This window comes from Paenibacillus sp. FSL P4-0113, assembly GCF_038009305.1.
Taxonomy (GTDB): Bacteria; Bacillota; Bacilli; order Paenibacillales; family Paenibacillaceae; genus Paenibacillus; species Paenibacillus polymyxa_D.
Genome location: NZ_JBBPAZ010000001.1, coordinates 2,761,081 through 2,780,096, shown reverse-complemented (window position 1 = coordinate 2,780,096; position 19,016 = coordinate 2,761,081). Strand labels below are relative to the sequence as shown.

1 protein-coding gene is annotated in these 19,016 nt (G+C 56.8%); it reads left to right on the top strand.

What is annotated here, in order from left to right; translation table 11 throughout:
- Window positions 1–96: 96 nt before the first annotated feature.
- Window positions 97–18,864: a non-ribosomal peptide synthetase gene (locus tag MKX46_RS11815; protein ID WP_341071261.1), complete on the top strand. Its 18,768-nt coding sequence runs from the start codon at window positions 97–99 to the stop codon at window positions 18,862–18,864.
- Window positions 18,865–19,016 lie beyond the last annotated feature (152 nt).

Genomic DNA, 19,016 nt, shown 5'->3' with positions numbered 1-19,016 from the left:
CCGGGAATGGCCTGCGCGGTTCTTCTAAGAGTGACTAAGTGACATCTAGGTACAAAGCCTATCTATAAAGAATCTCTAAACCGGGAGTGTGTCGATGTGACAGAGAATACCAACGAGCAATATGGATTAACGCAAGCCCAGCGCCGAATATGGTTCATGGAAATTATGAATCCGGGAACGTCCATCACGATGCTTTCCGCGACCTACCAGATTACGGGCGAGATCAACACACAGCTTCTGAAGCAAGCGGCGGCAGAGATCGTCAAAACCTATGACGTTTTCCGAATCCGCATTAGCGGGGATTTGCAAAATCCAACGCAGTGGTTCGAAGAGCCGGAGAATGTCCAAGCTAGGATAAGCCGCCTCGAAATAGGCACAATCGAACAATTCTATGCTTGGGTGAAGGAAGTAAGCGAAAAACCGGCCAGCGTGTTCGACGAACACCTCTACGAATTTACGATTATTCATTTTGCGAACGGCCAAGTATGGCTCAATTTGACGGTAAACCATATTATCGCCGACGGCTTGTCCGTCAATGCTTTGCTGCATGCGGTGATGGAAAAATACCTGGAACTGCGCAAAGGCATCTCCAGCAGTTACCAGCCCCCTTCCTATCTAGATTATATTTCCGCGGAGCGTGAATATGAGCAATCGCAGCGTTATCAGAAAGGCAAGGAATACTGGCTGACGAAGTACAACACTTTGCCTGAAACGACCGGCATTAAATCGTATCCGCCATTCTTGATCGGCAGCGAATCCAATAAACTGTCCATCACTTTGGACGGTTCCCGGTATGAACGCATTCTGGCCTTCAGCGAACAATATCAGATCAGCTTATATACATTATTTCTGTCCGCCATGTACGTTTTATTGTACAAGCTGACCGACAGCACCGATGTTCCGGTCGGCACGGTTTTTGCCAATCGCACCAGCAAGAAGGAAAAAGAAACGATTGGCATGTTCGTCAGCACCGTGGCTACGCGGATTCGTCTGAATCCAGACAGGAACGTGCTTTCCTTGATCCAAACGGTTTCCAAGGAAAATACGGCGGATCTGCGGTATCAGAAATACCCTTATAACCAATTGATCCAGGATTTACGCGAACAACACGGCCGCAACGATCTTTCGGGGCTGTTCCGCACGTCTCTGGAATATCTGCCTTTGAAAATCGTGGAGTACGAAGAAATCAAGGTACGCCTGGAGGCTCACTTCGCTAGGCACGAGATGGACGATTTGCTGCTGCGCTTCGACCATATGCTGAATGAAGGACATGTCATTCTCCATGCTTCCTATCGTACCGGCTTGTTCGAGACGGCCGAGATTGATCGGATTATGGAACAGTATGTAACCGTTCTGGACCAGTTTCTTCAGACTCCCGAACTGCCGGTACGCGAGATTTCTCTGCTGAGCGATGAGGAGAGACACCGCATTCTGGGCGTTTTTAACCCGCCGGTGGCAGGGCTGAGCGAGGGAGAAGCGTTTCATCGGTATGTTGAAAAGTTTGCTCGAGAAATTCCAGATCATCCGGCAGTCGTCTACATGGACAAACAGCTGACCTACGGCGAATTGAACGAACGCGCCGAGCGGCTGGCTTCTCTCCTTCGCGAACAGGGCGTGGGAAGGGAGACGATTACGGGGATCTGGGCGGAGCGTTCGGTGGAACTGCTGGTCGGGGTGCTCGCCGTTTGGAAAGCCGGCGGAGCCTATGTACCACTGGACCCCGATTATCCGGCGGAGCGGATTGAGTACATGCTCAGCGATAGCGATGCATCGGTGCTGCTTACGCAGCGTCATCTGTTGGAGCGGGCCGGAGGTTGGTTGGCCGATGACCGGCTGAAGCTTCAAGCTGTCTATGCCATGGACGATGAACAGATTTATAACGGGGATGCCTTAGCCGTGGAATTTGAATCTGCCAACAGCGCCCCGCAAGACTTGGCTTATGTGATTTACACCTCGGGTACGACGGGACGCCCGAAAGGCGTCATGATCGAGCACGGCAGTCTCGTGAATACGGCGGATGCGTACCGTCGCGAGTACCGGTTGGATCAGTTTCCGGTGCGGCTGCTGCAGTTGGCCAGCTTCTCGTTTGACGTGTTCGTCGGAGACATCGCGCGGACGCTGTATAACGGAGGCACGATGGTGATTGTGCCGAAGGATGACCGGATTGATCCGAACCTCTTATACGGCTGGATTCGGGACCAAAACATTACGGTATTCGAATCGACGCCTGCGCTCATCCTGCCGTTCATGCAGCATATTTATGAAGAAGGGCTGGACGTTAGCTCCATGCAGTTGCTGATTACCAGCTCGGATGCTTGCAGTGTCACCGATTACCGATTGCTGCAGGAAAGATTCGGCGGACAATTCCGCATCATCAACAGCTATGGAGTTACCGAAGCGGCCATTGACAGCAGCTTTTACGGTGAGCCGCTGGATAAGCTGCCGTCGTCGGGTCATGTGCCGATCGGCAAAGCTTGGCTGAACGCCCGGTTTTACATTGTCGATGCCGCGTTAAAGCCGGTTCCTGTAGGGGTTCCGGGCGAGCTTGTCATCGGCGGCGCCGGGGTGGCGCGCGGGTACTGGAACCGTCCGGATCTAACCGCCGAGAAGTTTGCGGACAGCCCGTTTGTGCCGGGCGAACGTCTGTACCGGACAGGCGATTTGGCCCGCTGGCTGGAAGACGGCAACGTCGACTTCATCGGCCGGATCGACTATCAGGTGAAAATTCGCGGGTTCCGGATCGAACTCGGCGAAATTGAAACGGCCCTGCTGCGTTTCCCGGGCGTCAAGCAGGCTGTGGTGACCGACCGTATGGATGAGCAGGGGCAAAAGTATTTGTGCGGCTACGTGGCGGCGGATGCTTCCTTGCAACTGAGCGATCTGCTGTCCCAATTGAAGCAAAAGCTGCCGGCCCATATGGTCCCGGCCCGGCTGGTGTCTCTTGATAAGCTTCCGCTCACGCCGAACGGCAAAATTGACCGTAAAGCGCTGCCTGAACCGACCGGAGAGGTAGAAGCAGGCCGTGAGTATGTGGCTCCTCGCACAACGCTGGAAACAAGACTTGCTCTCATTTGGCAGCAGGTGCTGGGTATTGCGCGAGTTGGAGTCCAAGACGATTTCTTTGACTTGGGTGGTCATTCCTTGCGGGCCTCCACGCTGGTTTCCAAGATTCGGAAAGAGCTGCAAGTCGAGGTTCCCCTGCGGGAAGTTTTCCGCTACACCACGATCGAACAGTTGGCCCAAAGAATCGGCGGTTTAAGGCAGCAGGAGACGTATGAGATTACAAAGGCGGCTGAGGCCGAGTACTATCCGGTTTCATCCGAACAAAAGCGTCTGTACGTCCTGCGCCAGCTTGACGGGGCCGAGCGCAGCTACAATATGTCGGCGGCGCTTCTTCTCGAAGGCAAGCTGGACCGCACGCGCGTCGAGCACGCGTTCCGGGCGCTGATTCAGCGCCATGAGACGCTGCGTACCGGGATCGAGCAGGTTCAAGGCGAGCTTGTCCAGCGCATCTATGACGAGGTGGAGTTTGCTGTAGATTATTTCCAAGCGAGCGAGCGGGAAGTAGAGCAAGTGGTGGAAGCTTACTATCACCCGTTTGATCTGACCAAGCCGCCACTTTTCCGCATCGGCCTAATCGAAGTCGCCGAGGATCGCCACATTCTGCTGTTCGATATGCACCATATCGTCTCGGACGGCATTTCGACAGCGCTGCTCTTCGATGAGTTCAGCCGCCTGTATCGGGGCGAGGAGCTGGCCCCGCTGCGCATTCAATACAAAGATTATGCCGTTTGGCAGCATTCCGAAGCTTACGGGCAGATGCTCCAGCCGCAGAAGGAGTATTGGCTGGAACAGCTGTCGGGCGAGCTGCCGGTCTTGGAGCTACCGACGGACTTCCCGCGGCCTGCGGTGCAAAGCTTTGACGGCCGAACCGTGAAGTTTTATATCGAGAAAGATCGGACGGAGAAGCTGAAAGAGCTGGCGGCACGGACAGGGACGACCCTGTACATGGTGCTGCTGTCGGCTTACACCATCCTTATGCATAAATATTCGGGTCAGGAAGATCTGATCGTAGGAACGCCGATTGCCGGAAGAACACAGGAAGAAGTGCAGCCGATCGTAGGGATGTTTATCAACACGCTGGCCATTCGCAGCCGTCCGGAGCGTTCCAAGCCGTACCTTTCGTACCTGGAAGAAATCAAGGAAATCACGCTCGGGGCTTTCGAACACCAAAATTATTTGTTCGAAGACTTGGTGGAAAGTCTTCACATTCCGCGCGCGACTGGCCGGAATCCGCTCTTTGACACGTTCTTCTCCCTGCAAAATACGGAGAACGAGCAAATTGTCATCGAGGGGCTGGAGCAATCATTTTATCCGCTGGAAAACCGAACATCCAAGTTCGAGCTGCTCCTGGACATTTCGGAGCTAGACGGTCAGCTCGAATGTCGGTTGGAGTACGCTACGGCTTTGTATAAGCAGGAGACCGCGGAGCGGTTCGCCAGACATTATGACAAGCTGCTTGAAACCATCGCAGCAGCGCCGGACGGGGATATTACCTCGCTGGAAATGCTCAAGGAGGAGGAAATCCGCGAGCTGGTGCGCGGTTTCAACGATTCGGAGGCGGACTACCCGCGGCAGCAGACGATTCACGGCTTGTTCGAAGAACAGGCGGAGCTTTACCCGGATAACGTGGCCGCCGTCATGAACGAGCGGCAGCTGACCTACCGTGAGCTGAACGAGCGATCCAACCGCCTTGCGCGGAAGCTGCGGGAGACGGGAGTAGAAGCGGACCAACTGGTAGCGATTCTGGCCGAACGCTCGCTCGATATGGTTGTCGGCATTCTGGCGATTCTCAAAGCGGGCGGAGCCTACGTGCCTGTCGATCCCGACTACCCGGAGGAGCGTATCCGCTTTATGATCGAGGATTCGGGCGCGCCGTTATTGCTGATTCAAAAGCATCTGCATGAGAAGACCGACTTCGCAGGAACGCGCCTCGAATTGGACGATTTCGTTTGGGGCGACAGAGGGGCGGACTCCGAAGGTGCGCTGGACGCTTCGAACCTGGAGCCAATTTCCGGGCCGGGCAACCTGGCATATGTCATCTACACGTCGGGAACGACCGGCAGACCGAAAGGAACGCTGATCGAGCATAAGAACGTCGTGCGCCTCCTGTTCAACGACAAGAACCTGTTCGACTTCGGGCCGTCCGACACGTGGACGCTGTTCCACTCGTTCTGCTTCGATTTCTCCGTCTGGGAAATGTACGGAGCGCTGCTGAACGGAGGCAAGCTGGTCATCGTACCGCCGCTGACGGCGAAAAATCCGGCCGATTTCCTGGCGCTGCTGGGCCGCGAACAGGTTACCATTTTGAACCAGACGCCAACGTACTTCTACCAGCTGCTGCGTGAGGTCTTGGCGGACCATCCGTACGATTTGCGGATTCGAAACGTCATCTTTGGGGGCGAAGCGCTGAGTCCGCTGCAGCTCAAGGGCTTCAAGACGAAGTACCCGGAGACGAAGCTGATCAATATGTACGGCATTACCGAGACGACGGTTCACGTTACATATAAGGAAATCACGTGGGTCGAAATGGAGGCGGCGAAGAGCAATATCGGCAAGCCGATCCCGACGCTGAAGGTGTACGTCCTGGATGAAAACCGCCGCCCTGTGCCGATCGGCGTAGCGGGCGAAATGTACGTGGCTGGGGAAGGCCTTGCGAGAGGATACCTGAACCGTCCGGATCTGACGGCGGAGAAGTTCGTCGATTCCCCGTTTGCGGAGGGGGAGAAACTGTACCGCTCGGGCGACTTGGCGGCTTGGCTACCGGACGGCAACATCGAATACCTGGGCCGGATCGATCATCAGGTGAAGATCCGCGGGTACCGGATCGAGCTGGACGAAATCGAGACGCAGCTTCTGAACGCCCGGGGCGTGGAAGAAGCGGTGGTGCTCGCTCGTCAGGACGGCGGGGGCGAGAAGGCGCTTGTCGCCTACTTTGTGGCGGACCGGATGCTGACGGTCAGCGAAATGAGAACCTCGCTGGCCCAGGAAATGCCGGGATACATGATCCCGTCGTACTTCGTGCAGCTGGAGCGCATGCCGCTGACGACCAACGGCAAAGTGGACCGCAAAGCGCTGCCGGAGCCGCAAGGCGGCTTACAAACGGGCGTCGAATACGTAGCGCCGCGTAACCAGACGGAGTCCCAGCTTGTGAAGATCTGGGAGGAAGTGCTGGGCTACTCCGGCATTGGAGTCCTGGACAACTTCTTCGAGCTCGGAGGCCACTCCTTGCGGGCGACGAACCTTGTCAGCAAGATTCAGAAGGAAATGAACGTCGAACTTCCGCTGCGCGATGTGTTCCGCTATACGACGGTAGAGTCGATGGCCGGGGCTATTGCCAGCTTGGAAGAAACGCGGCACTGCTCGATTCCGAAAGCGGAAGAGAAAGCGTACTATCCGGTTTCCTCCGCGCAAAAAAGGCTGTACGTCCTGCACCAGCTGGATAGTTCGGAGCTGAATTATAACCTCCCAAGCGCCTTGCAATTGGAAGGGGCTTTGAACGAGGTCAAAGTGGAAAAGGCGCTGACTACTTTGGTGGCCCGGCACGATATGCTGCGCACCGGTTTTGAAATCGTGAATGGGGAGCCGGTTCAGCGTATTCATCCGCTCGTAGCTTTCAAGGTCAAGAAGCTTCAAGCAAGCGAAGATCAGGTTGCGGCCATTCTTGAAGGCTTCATTCAGCCTTTTGACTTGACCCAGCCGCCTTTGCTGCGCGCCCTGCTGATCGAACTGGAGAAAGAGAAATTCCTGCTCGCGCTGGATATTCATCATATTGGTTCCGACGGCCTTTCCATGGACGTGCTGCTGCGCGAATTCGTGCGGCTTTACAATGGGGAAGAATTGCCGGAGCTGCGGATTCAATACAAGGATTACGCCGTTTGGCAGCAATCCGAGGAGCAGCGCCAGCGCATCAAACGGCAGGAGGAATACTGGCGCGAGGTATTCAGCTCCGAGCTTCCGGTTCTTGAGCTGCCTCTCGACTTCTCCCGCCCGGCCGTCCAGCAGTTTGACGGTCAAACGCTCACGTTTACGCTGGATGCGGAGAAAAGTGAAGCTCTCAAACGGCTTGCCGGCGATTCGGGGGCGACGCTATACATGCTTCTGCTGGCTGCGTACTCCGTATTGCTTCATAAATACGCGGGACAGGAAGATATAGTGGTCGGCACTCCGATTGCCGCCCGTTCTCACGCCGACCTGCAGCCGATTATCGGCATGTTCGTCAATACGCTGGCCCTTCGCTTGGGTCCGGCGGCGGAGCGGACGTTCCTGGATTACTTGCAGGAAGTGAAGGAAACGACGCTTGGAGCCTACGAGCACCAGGACTATCCGTTCGAGGAGTTGGTGGAAGCTCTTCAGGTGAGCCGGGATTTAAGCCGGAATCCTCTGTTTGACACCATGTTTTCTTTGCAAAAACACGAAAGCTTGGATTTAACCCTGGAAGGCTTGCAATGGTCGCTGTTCGACATCGAGGAAAAGACGGCAAAGTTTGATCTTAGCTTGGATATCGTGGAAGCCGATAACGAGCTGGTTTGCAAGATCGAGTACGCTACCTCGTTGTTTAGACAGGAAACGATGGAACGGCTGGCGGGTCATTACGAGCAGCTTTTGGCGTCGATCTTGGCTCAGCCGGGTGCGCGGATTTCAGATTTGGATATCTTGCCGGACAGCGAAAAGCATGATTTGCTGGTCGGGTTTGACGTGTCGTCTTCGGCTCTTGCGAAGCAACCCGCCGCAGAGGGTACAGGTTTGGAAGCGGATGAGTCGTGGAGAGAGAGAACGTTCCACGAGCTGTTCGAGGAGCAGGCGGAGCGCACTCCGGGAGCGCTGGCGGTTGTCTACGAAGACAGCAAGCTGACGTATGCGGAGCTGAACGCCAAAGCGAATCGTCTGGCGTATGCACTGCGGGCGCGCGGGGTGAAGCCGGAGCAGGTGGTCGGCATTTTGGCCGGCCGTTCGGCGGAGCTGTTGATCGGGGTGCTCGCCGTATGGAAAGCGGGCGGCGCTTATGTGCCGCTCGACCCGGACTATCCGGCGGAGCGGATCGAGTATATGCTCGCGGACAGCGGGGCGTCGGTGCTGCTCACGCAGACCCGCCTGCTGGAGCAGGCGGAAGCTTGGCGCAGCGACGGAGCTCTAGTGCTGCAAACGGTGCTTGCGCTTGACGACGCCACGACGTACAGCCTCGGAGCGGCTGTGGGCGTACAAGCTTTGGGCGAAGCAGGCGCAGAGGCGGAGGCTTTGGCGCAAGCGGAAACGGCTTCTGCCGAAATGTCCGCCACGGCAGAAGCCGAGAAGAACGTACTAGCGGCGGATCTCGCATCGAATCCGGCGAATGTGAACAAGCCGCGCGATTTGGCTTACGTCATCTACACCTCCGGTACGACGGGCAAGCCGAAGGGCGTGATGATCGAGCACCGCAGCCTGGTGAACACGGCGGCGGGCTACCGGCGGGAATACCGCCTGGATCAGTTCCCGATCCGGCTGCTGCAGCTCGCGAGCTTCTCGTTCGACGTGTTCGTCGGCGATATTGCGCGGACGCTGTACAACGGCGGCACCATGGTCATCGTGCCGAAGGACGACCGGATTGATCCAACCCGCCTCTACGGCTGGATTCGCGACTACGCCGTGACGGTGTTCGAATCGACTCCGGCGCTGATCGTGCCGTTCATGGAGCATGTGCATGCCGAGGGCCTGGACCTCAGCTCGATGCATCTGCTGATCACAAGCTCAGATTCGTGCAGCGTAGCGGATTACCGTACCTTGCAGGAGCGCTTCGGCTCGCAGTTCCGTATTATTAACAGCTACGGCGTAACAGAAGCAGCGATTGACTCCAGCTTCTATGACGAGCCGCTGGAGAAGTTGCCGAAGAAGGGCAGCGTGCCGATCGGGAAAGCGTGGCTGAACGCCAAGTTCTACATCGTGGATGCGAATCTGAAGCCGGTGCCGATCGGAGTGTTGGGCGAGCTGGTTATCGGCGGAGCGGGTGTGGCCCGCGGTTACTTGAACCGCTCGGATTTGACGGCGGAGAAATTCGTAGACAGCCCGTTCGCCGCTGGGGAGCGGCTGTACCGGACGGGCGACCTGGCGCGCTGGATGCCGGACGGCAACGTGGACTTCATCGGCCGGATCGACAACCAGGTGAAAATTCGCGGCTATCGGATCGAGCTTGGTGAAATTGAAGCGGCCATGAAAAATTTTGCCGGCGTGCGTCAAGCGCTTGTCATCGACCGGACGGACGAGCGGGGGCAGAAATATTTGTGCGGGTATGTCGTAGCGGATTCCAGCTTCGATCTGGAAGGGCTTGTAGCCCATCTGGACGCCGCGCTGCCTTCCCATATGGTGCCTTCGCGCATCATGCGCCTGGATCAAATGCCGCTTACGCCGAACGGGAAGATCGACCGTAAAGCGCTGCCTGTGCCGGAAGGAAGCATTCGTGCCGAGGTTGCATACACCGCGCCTCGTACTCCTGCCGAGCAGGCACTTGCGTCGGTCTGGCAGTCAGTGCTGGGCGTGGATCAGGTCGGCACGATGGACAATTTCTTTGCGCTCGGCGGCGATTCGATCAAGGCCTTGCAGGTATCGTCCCGTCTTTTGCAAACGGGGTACAAGCTGGTCATGAAAGATTTGTTCCATTACCCGACGATTACCGCCCTTAGTTTGCACCTGCAAACGGCGGAGAGAACGGCAAACCAGGCCGAAGTGACGGGAGAGGTCATCTTGACCCCGATTCAGCGCTGGTTCTTTGAACAAAATCCGGCTGACGTACATCACAGCAACCAGGCGTTCATGCAGTTCTCCAAGCAAGGCTTTGACAAAGAAGCTTTACGCCAAGCGGTGCGTCAGCTTGTCGTGCATCACGATGCTCTCCGTACGGTTTACCGCCAAACCGAGAACAGCTATACCGCCTGGAACCGCGGCGCCGGGGAGAACGAAGCGCTGTTCGATCTGGAAGTTGTCGATTTCAAAGGAGTCGGCGACGTGAAAGAAGCGGTAGAGGCTAAGGCGAATGACATTCAAGCGAGCATCGATCTGGAAAACGGTCCGCTGGTGAAGCTCGGCTTGTTCCGCTGCGACGACGGCGACCACCTGCTCATCGCGATCCATCACTTGGTCGTAGACGGCGTATCCTGGCGGGTTCTGCTTGAGGATTTTGCTGCCGGCTATGAGCAGGCGCTGCAAGGGCAGCCGATCCGTCTGCCGCTCAAAACGGATTCATTCCAAACGTGGGCGAAACAGCTCGCTGATTATGCGAACGGTCCGGCGATGGAAAGCGAGAGAGAGTATTGGCAACATATCGAGCAATTGACCTATGAGCCGCTTCCGAAGGATTTTGAACAAGGCAGATCCAAGCTGAAGGACAGCGGGCTCGTGACCGTTCGCTGGACGGCAGAGGAAACCGAACAGCTGCTGAAGCAGGCACACCGTGCTTACCATACGGAAATGAACGATTTGCTGCTTGCTGCGCTTGGCCTCGCGGTACAAGCTTGGAGCGGCCGGGAACGCGTGCTGGTGAATCTCGAAGGCCACGGCCGGGAAGATATTTTGCCGGATGTGGACATTACGCGCACAGTAGGCTGGTTTACAAGCCAATTCCCTGTCGTTCTGGAGCCGGGTCACGCCCAGGCGCTCGGTCATCAGGTGAAACAGGTTAAGGAAAGCTTGCGCCGCATTCCGAACAAAGGAATCGGCTACGGCATCCTGCGTTATTTGTCGGCGTCGCGTGACGGCGAGCGCTTCGCTTTGGAGCCGGAGATCAGCTTTAACTATTTGGGTCAGTTCGACCAGGATTACGAAAGCAGCGGCTCGCAGCCGTCTTTGTTCAGCCCGGGCTCCGAATCAAGCCCGAATGCAGTGATGGATTTTGTCCTCGATATCAACGGTATGGTGTCGGAAGGAGTGCTGGAACTCACGATCCGTTATGGGGAAACCCAGTATAAACGGGAAACGGTAGAGCGCCTAGGCACCCTGCTTCAATCGAGCTTGCGTGAAGTCATCAGCCATTGCGTATCGAAAGAGCGGCCGGAGCTTACACCTAGCGACGTACTGCTTCAAGATGTGACGTTGGAGGAACTGGAGCGGCTGGCCGAACATACGGCGGCGCTCGGCGAACTGGAGAATGTATACACCCTGACTCCGCTGCAAAAAGGGATGTTGTTCCACAGCCTGCTGGATGCCGATTCGGAAGCTTACTTCGAACAGGTGACCTTCGATCTATACGGAAGCCTGAATGTCGAAGCCTTCACCCAAGGATTGGATACACTGGTGCAGCGGAATGAGGCGTTGCGGACCAACTTTATTACCGGCTGGAGAGACGAGCCGATTCAAGTGGTATTCCGCGAGCGGAAGTGTGAAGTGTACTTCGAAGATATTCGCTCGGTAAGCGATGAAGACCCGGAGAAGACGATAGCCGATTTCGTCAGCGCGGATAAAGCGAACAAGTTCGATTTGGCCCGAGGCTCTCTTATGCGCGTGACAGTTTTGCGCACGGGCGACGAGTCCTACCATGTGGTCTGGAGTCACCATCACATTTTGATGGACGGCTGGTGCATGTCCTTCATGATCAAGGAAGTGTTCGACACCTACTTCGCGTTCCAGGAGAAGCGGACGCTGGAGCTTCCTCCGGCTACCTCGTACTCCCGGTATATCGAATGGCTGGAAGCTCAAGATGCCGCGAAAGCTTCGCGTTACTGGTCCGAGTATTTGGCGGGTTACGATCAGCAGACCAAGCTGCCCCAGGAGAAAACGCAGCTGAAGCAGGGCGCTTTTGAAGCGGCTGAAATCAATGTGGAACTCAGCAAGGAACTGACCGGGCAAATCGAGCGGGTGGCGCGCCAGCAGCAGGTGACGCTCAATACGTTCATGCAGACCGTTTGGGGGCTGGTTCTGCAGGTATACAACAACAGCGAGGATGTCGTATTCGGCTCCGTCGTATCCGGGCGTCCGGCGGAAATTCCGGGCATCGAAAGCATGATCGGCCTGTTTATTAATACGATCCCGGTCCGTATTCAAGGCAAAGCCGAGGAGACGGTAGCCGATATCTTGAGAAAAACCCAGGATCAAGCGCTGGCATCGGGAGCTTACGAAACGTTCCCGCTGTTCGAAATTCAGTCGCTGAGCGAGCAAAAGCGCGACTTGATCAACCATATCATGGTCTTTGAAAATTATCCGATGGAAGAACAGATTGAGCAGGTCGTCGGCGGAGACAAAGAAGCGCTGAAAATCGCTAATATCCAGTCGCCGGAGCAAACGAACTACGACCTGGACATTACCGTCATTCCAGAAGAGCATATTTTGCTGCGGTTTACGTACAATGCGCTGACGTTCAGAGAGGAAGATATCAGGCTGATCCACGGTCATTTTGCCCGGGTACTGGAGAAGGTTGCGGCTAACCCGAACATCCGCGTGAATCAGTTGGAGCTTTTGACGGCGGCGGAAAAAGAGCAAATTCTCGGCGCGTTTAACCCGGCGCAGCCGGAAGCGGCTCCGGCGGCCGCGTTCCACCGGCTGTTTGAGGAACAGGCGGAGCGCACGCCGGAAGCGGCGGCCGTCGTGTACGAGAACGACCGACTGACGTATGCGGAGCTGAACGAGCGGGCGAATCGCTTGGCGGCCACGCTGCGAGCAAGCGGCATCGGCCGGGAGACGATCGTCGGCATTCTCGCCGAGCGTTCGGTGGATTTGCTGGTGGCCGTGCTGGCCGTCTGGAAAGCGGGCGGGGCGTATGTGCCGCTCGACCCGGATTATCCGGCGGAGCGCGTGCGGTTCATGCTCGAAGACAGCGGAGCGAAGGTACTGCTGACGCAAACGCCGCTGCGAGAGCGTGCCGAAGCATGGCTCGGCGAAGAGGAGCTGGCGCTGGCGGCGGTGCTGTACCTGGACGACGAAGCGTCGTACAGCGAGGAGCGGACAAATGCCGACAGCTTCCATGAAGCCCGTCCGGAGGATCTGGCGTACGTGATCTACACGTCGGGAACGACGGGCAAGCCGAAGGGCGTGATGATCGAACACCGCAGCCTGGTGAACACGGCGGCGGGCTACCGTCGGGAATACCGGTTGGATCAGTTCCCGGTGCGGCTGCTGCAGCTCGCAAGCTTCTCGTTTGACGTGTTCGTGGGAGATATCGCGCGGACGCTGTACAACGGAGGCACGATGGTGATTATGCCGAAGGACGACCGGATCGATCCGTCTCGTCTGCACTACTGGATGGAGCGGGAGCGGGTCACCATCTTCGAATCGACGCCGGCGCTGATCGTGCCGTTCCTGGAGTACGTGCACGAGCAGCGGCTGGATATGAGATGGATGGAGCTGTTGATCACGAGCTCGGACAGCTGCAGCGTGGCGGATTACCGGACCTTGCAGGAACGCTTCGGCTCGTTGTTCCGGATCATCAACGCATACGGTGTGACGGAAGCGGCAATCGACTCCAGTTTCTACGACGAGGAGCTGACGAAGCTGCCGCAGACAGGCCATGTGCCGATCGGCAAAGCGTGGCTGAATGCGAAATTCTACATCGTGGACGCGCACCTGAACCCGGTGCCGGTCGGGGTGCTGGGCGAGCTGGTTATCGGCGGAGTCGGAGTGGCGCGCGGGTACTTGAACCGTCCGGAGCTGACAGAAGAGAAGTTCGTAGACAGTCCGTTTGCCGCGGGCGAGCGGTTGTACCGCACGGGAGACTTGGCGCGGTGGATGGAAGACGGGAACGTGGACTTCATCGGCCGGATCGATAACCAGGCGAAAATCCGGGGGTACCGGATTGAGACGGGTGAAGTCGAAGCGAAGCTGCTGAGTGTAGGTGGCGTGAAGGAAGCGGTCGTCGTCGTCAGGGAAGATCAAGAAGGTCAGAAAGCTTTGTGCGCTTATTATACAGCGGAAGAAGGCTTGACGGCGGCGGACCTGAAGCGGGCGATTGCCAGCGAGCTGCCGGGGTACATGATCCCGTCGTACTTCGTGGAGCTGGAGCGCCTGCCTCTGACGCCGAACGGAAAGATTGACCGGAAGGCGCTGCCGGCACCGGAAGGGGGAGCAGGCGAAGGCCGCGAATACGTGGCGCCGCGCACCGAACTGGAGGCGAAGCTGGCCGCCATTTGGCAGGATGTGCTTGTTCGGGAGAAGGCGGTAGGCGTAACGGACAACTTCTTCGACCTCGGCGGTCACTCCCTGCGGGCGACGACGCTTGTCAGCAAAATGCATAAGGAGCTAGGTGTTGAATTCCCGCTTCGCGACGTATTCCGCTACTCGACGGTTGAGGAAATGGCCGCGGCTATGGAGCGGCTAGAGATCGGCTCGTTCACGGCTATTCCGGCTGCGGAACCTAGCGAGTATTATCCGCTCTCTTCCGCTCAGAAACGTCTCTATATCTTGAACCAGCTGGAAGGAGCCGAGCTGAGCTATAACATACCGGGAGCTATGCTGCTCGAAGGAAAGCTCGACCGGCAGCGGTTTGAAGAAGCGTTCCGCGGGCTCGTAGCTCGTCATGAAACGCTGCGTACCGGCTTTGAGATGGTAAAAGGCGAAGCGGTTCAGCGGATTTACGAAGAAGCTGCCTTCCAGGTGGAATATGTGCAGATCAGCGGGGAGCAGGCGGAAGAAACGGTGCGCCAATTCGTTCGTCCGTTTGATCTAGCGAAGCCGCCACTTCTGCGGGTAGGCCTTGCCGAACTGGCGCCGGACCGGCACATTCTAATGTTCGATACGCATCATATCGTATCCGACGGCGTTTCGATTGACGTACTGATCGAAGAGTTCGTCCGCTTGTACAGCGGGGAGCAGTTGGAGCCGCTCCGCATTCAGTACAAAGATTATGCGGTATGGCAGCAATCGGACGAGCAGAAAGCTCAGCTTGCCAAGCAGGAAGCCTACTGGCTCGACATGTTCCGCGGAGAGCTGCCGGTTTTGGAATTGCCGACGGACTATCCGCGCCCGGCTATGCAGAGCTACGAGGGCCGCACGCTGCAATTGTTTATGGATAGCGAGAAAAGCGAGGGTCTGAAACGGCTTGCAGCCGAGAACGGCGCAACGCTTTACATGGTTCTGCTTGCTGGTTATACAATATTATTGCATAAGTATACAGGGCAAGAAGACGTGGTGGTCGGTACGCCGATTGCGGGAAGAAATCACAGCGACGTTCAGCCGCTGATTGGGATGTTCGTCAATACCCTGGCCATCCGCAGTTATCCGGCTGCCGGTAAAACGTTCCTTGACTACTTGAAGGAAATCAAGGAGACGACGCTGGGCGCTTTTGAACATCAGAATTATCCGTTTGAGGAACTGGTGGATAAGGTGAACGTAGCTCGCGATTTAAGCCGCAATCCGCTGTTCGATACGATGTTTGCTTTGCAGAATACAGAGAATTTGGAAATCCAGCTTCCCGGACTCCATTTGTCGACGTATGCCAGCGAAGAAATTGTTTCTAAATTCGATCTCAGCTTGGACGTCACGGAGATCGAGGAAGGCTTGGAATATCTGTTTGAATATGCCACTGCTCTTTATAAAACCGAAACGGTGGAGAAATTGGCCGCCCACTACTTGCAGCTGCTTGAATCCATTCTCCGCAACCCGTCGGCGACTATTGCCGAGCTGGGCATTTTGACACCGGCGGAAAAAGAGCAAATTCTCGGCGCGTTTAACCCGGCGCAGCCGGAAGCGGCTCCGGCGGCCGCGTTCCACCGGCTGTTCGAGGAACAGGCGGAGCGCACGCCGGAAGAGGCGGCCGTCGTGTACGAGAACGACCGGCTGACGTATGCGGAGCTGAACGAGCGGGCGAACCGCTTGGCGGCTACGCTGCGCGCAAGCGGCATCGGCCGGGAGACGATCGTCGGCATTCTCGCCGAGCGTTCGGTGGACTTGCTGGTGGCCGTGCTGGCCGTCTGGAAAGCGGGCGGGGCGTATGTGCCGCTCGACCCGGATTATCCGGCGGAGCGCGTGCGGTTCATGCTCGAAGACAGCGGAGCGAAGGTGCTGCTGACGCAAACGGCGCTGCGAGAGCGTGCCGAAGCCTGGCTCGGCGAAGAGGAGCTGGCGCTGGCGGCGGTGCTGTACCTGGACGACGAAGCGTCGTACAGCGAGGAGCGGACAAATGCCGACAGTTTCCATGAAGCCCGTCCAGAGGACCTGGCGTACGTGATCTACACGTCGGGAACGACGGGCAAGCCGAAGGGCGTGATGATCGAGCACCGCAGCCTGGTGAACACGGCGGCGGGCTACCGGCGGGAATACCGGTTGGATCAGTTCCCGGTGCGGCTGCTGCAGCTCGCAAGCTTCTCGTTCGACGTGTTCGTGGGAGATATCGCGCGGACGCTGTACAACGGAGGCACGATGGTGATTGTGCCGAAGGACGACCGGATCGATCCGTCTCGTCTGCACTACTGGATTGAGCGAGAGCGGGTCACCATCTTCGAATCGACGCCAGCGCTGATCGTGCCGTTCCTGGAGTACGTGCACGAGCAGCAACTGGATATAAGCTGGATGGAGCTGTTGATCACGAGCTCGGACAGCTGTAGCGTGGCGGATTACCGAACCTTGCAGGAACGCTTCGGCTCGTTGTTCCGGATCATCAACGCATACGGTGTGACGGAAGCGGCAATCGACTCCAGTTTCTACGACGAGGAGCTGACGAAGCTGCCGCAGACAGGCCATGTGCCGATCGGCAAAGCATGGCTGAATGCAAAATTCTACATCGTGGACGCGTACCTGAACCCGGTGCCGGTGGGGGTGCTGGGCGAGCTGGTTATCGGCGGAGTCGGAGTGGCGCGCGGGTACTTGAACCGTCCGGAGCTGACAGAAGAGAAGTTCGTAGACAGTCCGTTCGCCGCGGGCGAGCGGTTGTACCGCACGGGAGACTTGGCGCGGTGGATGGAGGACGGGAACGTGGACTTCATCGGCCGGATCGATAACCAGGCGAAAATCCGGGGGTACCGGATTGAGACGGGTGAAGTCGAAGCGAAGCTGCTGAGTGTAGGTGGCGTGAAGGAAGCGGTCGTCGTCGTCAGGGAAGATCAAGAAGGTCAGAAAGCTTTGTGCGCTTATTATACAGCGGAAGAAGGCTTGACGGCGGCGGACCTGAAGCGGGCGATTGCCAGCGAGCTGCCGGGGTACATGATCCCGTCGTACTTCGTGGAGCTGGAGCACCTGCCTTTGACGCCGAACGGAAAGATCGATCGGAAGGCGCTGCCGGCACCGGAAGGGGGAGCAGGCGGAGGCCGCGAATATGTGGCGCCGCGCACCGAACTGGAGGCGAAACTGGTCGCCATCTGGCAGGACGTGCTGGGGGCGGTCACGATTGGCGTGACGGACAACTTCTTCGACCTCGGCGGTCACTCCCTGCGGGCGACGACACTGGTCAGCAAGGTGCACAAGGAGCTGAGCGTGGACCTGCCGCTGCGCGATGTGTTCCGGCACTCGACCATCGAAGCGATGGCCGAAGCGATCAGCCAATTGGAGCGGCAGGAACACCTCTCCATTCCGGTTCTGGATAAGAGGGATTACTATCCGCTTTCCTCCGTGCAAAAACGGCTGTACATCCAGCAGCAGATGGAAGGCGCCGAGCTTAGCTACAACATGTCCGGCATGACGGTTCTCGTCGGGCGCTTGGAACGGAATCAATTCGAGGCGGCGCTCAAAGAATTGATAGCTCGTCACGAAATTTTGCGAACCGGCTTCGAAATGGTCGACGGCGAACCGGTACAACGGATTTATCCGGACTTGAAGTTTGCCGTCGAGTATACGAAAGCGACGGAAAGTGAAACGAAGAGCATCGTAGACGGCTTTGTGCGCGTCTTTGATTTGGAGCGGCCGCCGCTGCTGCGTGTGGGCTTAGTCGAATGGGAAGCGGAACGGCAACTGCTCATGCTGGACATTCATCATATCGTCACGGATGGCATGTCGATGGGCATCTTTGTCGAAGAGCTGCTGCGCCTGTATAACGGCGAGACTCTGGAACCGCTTCGGATTCAATACAAGGAATTCGCCGCTTGGCAGCAGTCCGAACCTGTAAAAGAGCGACTGAAACGTCAGGAAGCCTACTGGCTGGACGTGCTGGAAGGCGAACTGCCGACGCTTGAACTGCCTACGGACTTTGTCAGACCTGCCGCTCGCAGCTTTGAGGGAGATGTGCTGCCTTTCAGCATCGACAAGCAGATGACCGACAGCTTGCAGCGCATCGCCGATGAGAACGGCGCCACCCTTTATATGGTGTTATTGGCGGCCTATTCAATCCTGCTCAGCAAGTACTCGGGACAAGAAGACTTCATTGTAGGCATGCCGGTTTCGGGCCGCACACATGCCGACCTAGAGCCGCTCATCGGAATGTTTGTCAACACTTTGGCGATTCGCCATTATCCGTCCGGGGAGAAGACGTTCCTCGCTTACTTGAACGAAGTCAAAGAAACGATGCTGGGGGCCTACGACCACCAGGATTATCCGTTCGAGGAGCTTGTGAAAAAGCTGCAGGCACCGCGAGATCAAAGCCGCAATCCTGTATTCGATGTCATGTTTGTTCTGGAAACCAAGGAAGATAACGTTCAAAGCTTCGGGGATATCAAGATCGAATCTTATCCGGAAACTCATACGGTTTCCCAATTTGATCTTACCTTGGTCATTTCGTTGCTGGATGAGGGAATGAACGGGCAGTTTGAATATGCTACCAAGTTGTTTACGCGCAATCTGATCGACAATTTCGCTCAGGACCTGCTCGTGATCATCACCCAAATTTGCGAACAGCCTTCGGTGCTGTTGAAGGATATTTCCCTGAACGGGCAATCCGAACAGGAGCAAGATGTGCTAGAGGCCATTGATATTATTTTCTAATCCCTTACCCGGCTTGGGTGTATGCCGTATTTCTCTCGGTACGCATCCTGCCGGGTGTTTTTTTTCAAATAAAGAGGAAAAATCCACCACAGGAATCTGACGTCAAGTGCCGCTGAGTAACTATTTCAATTATTGGAAAATCGACAAAACAC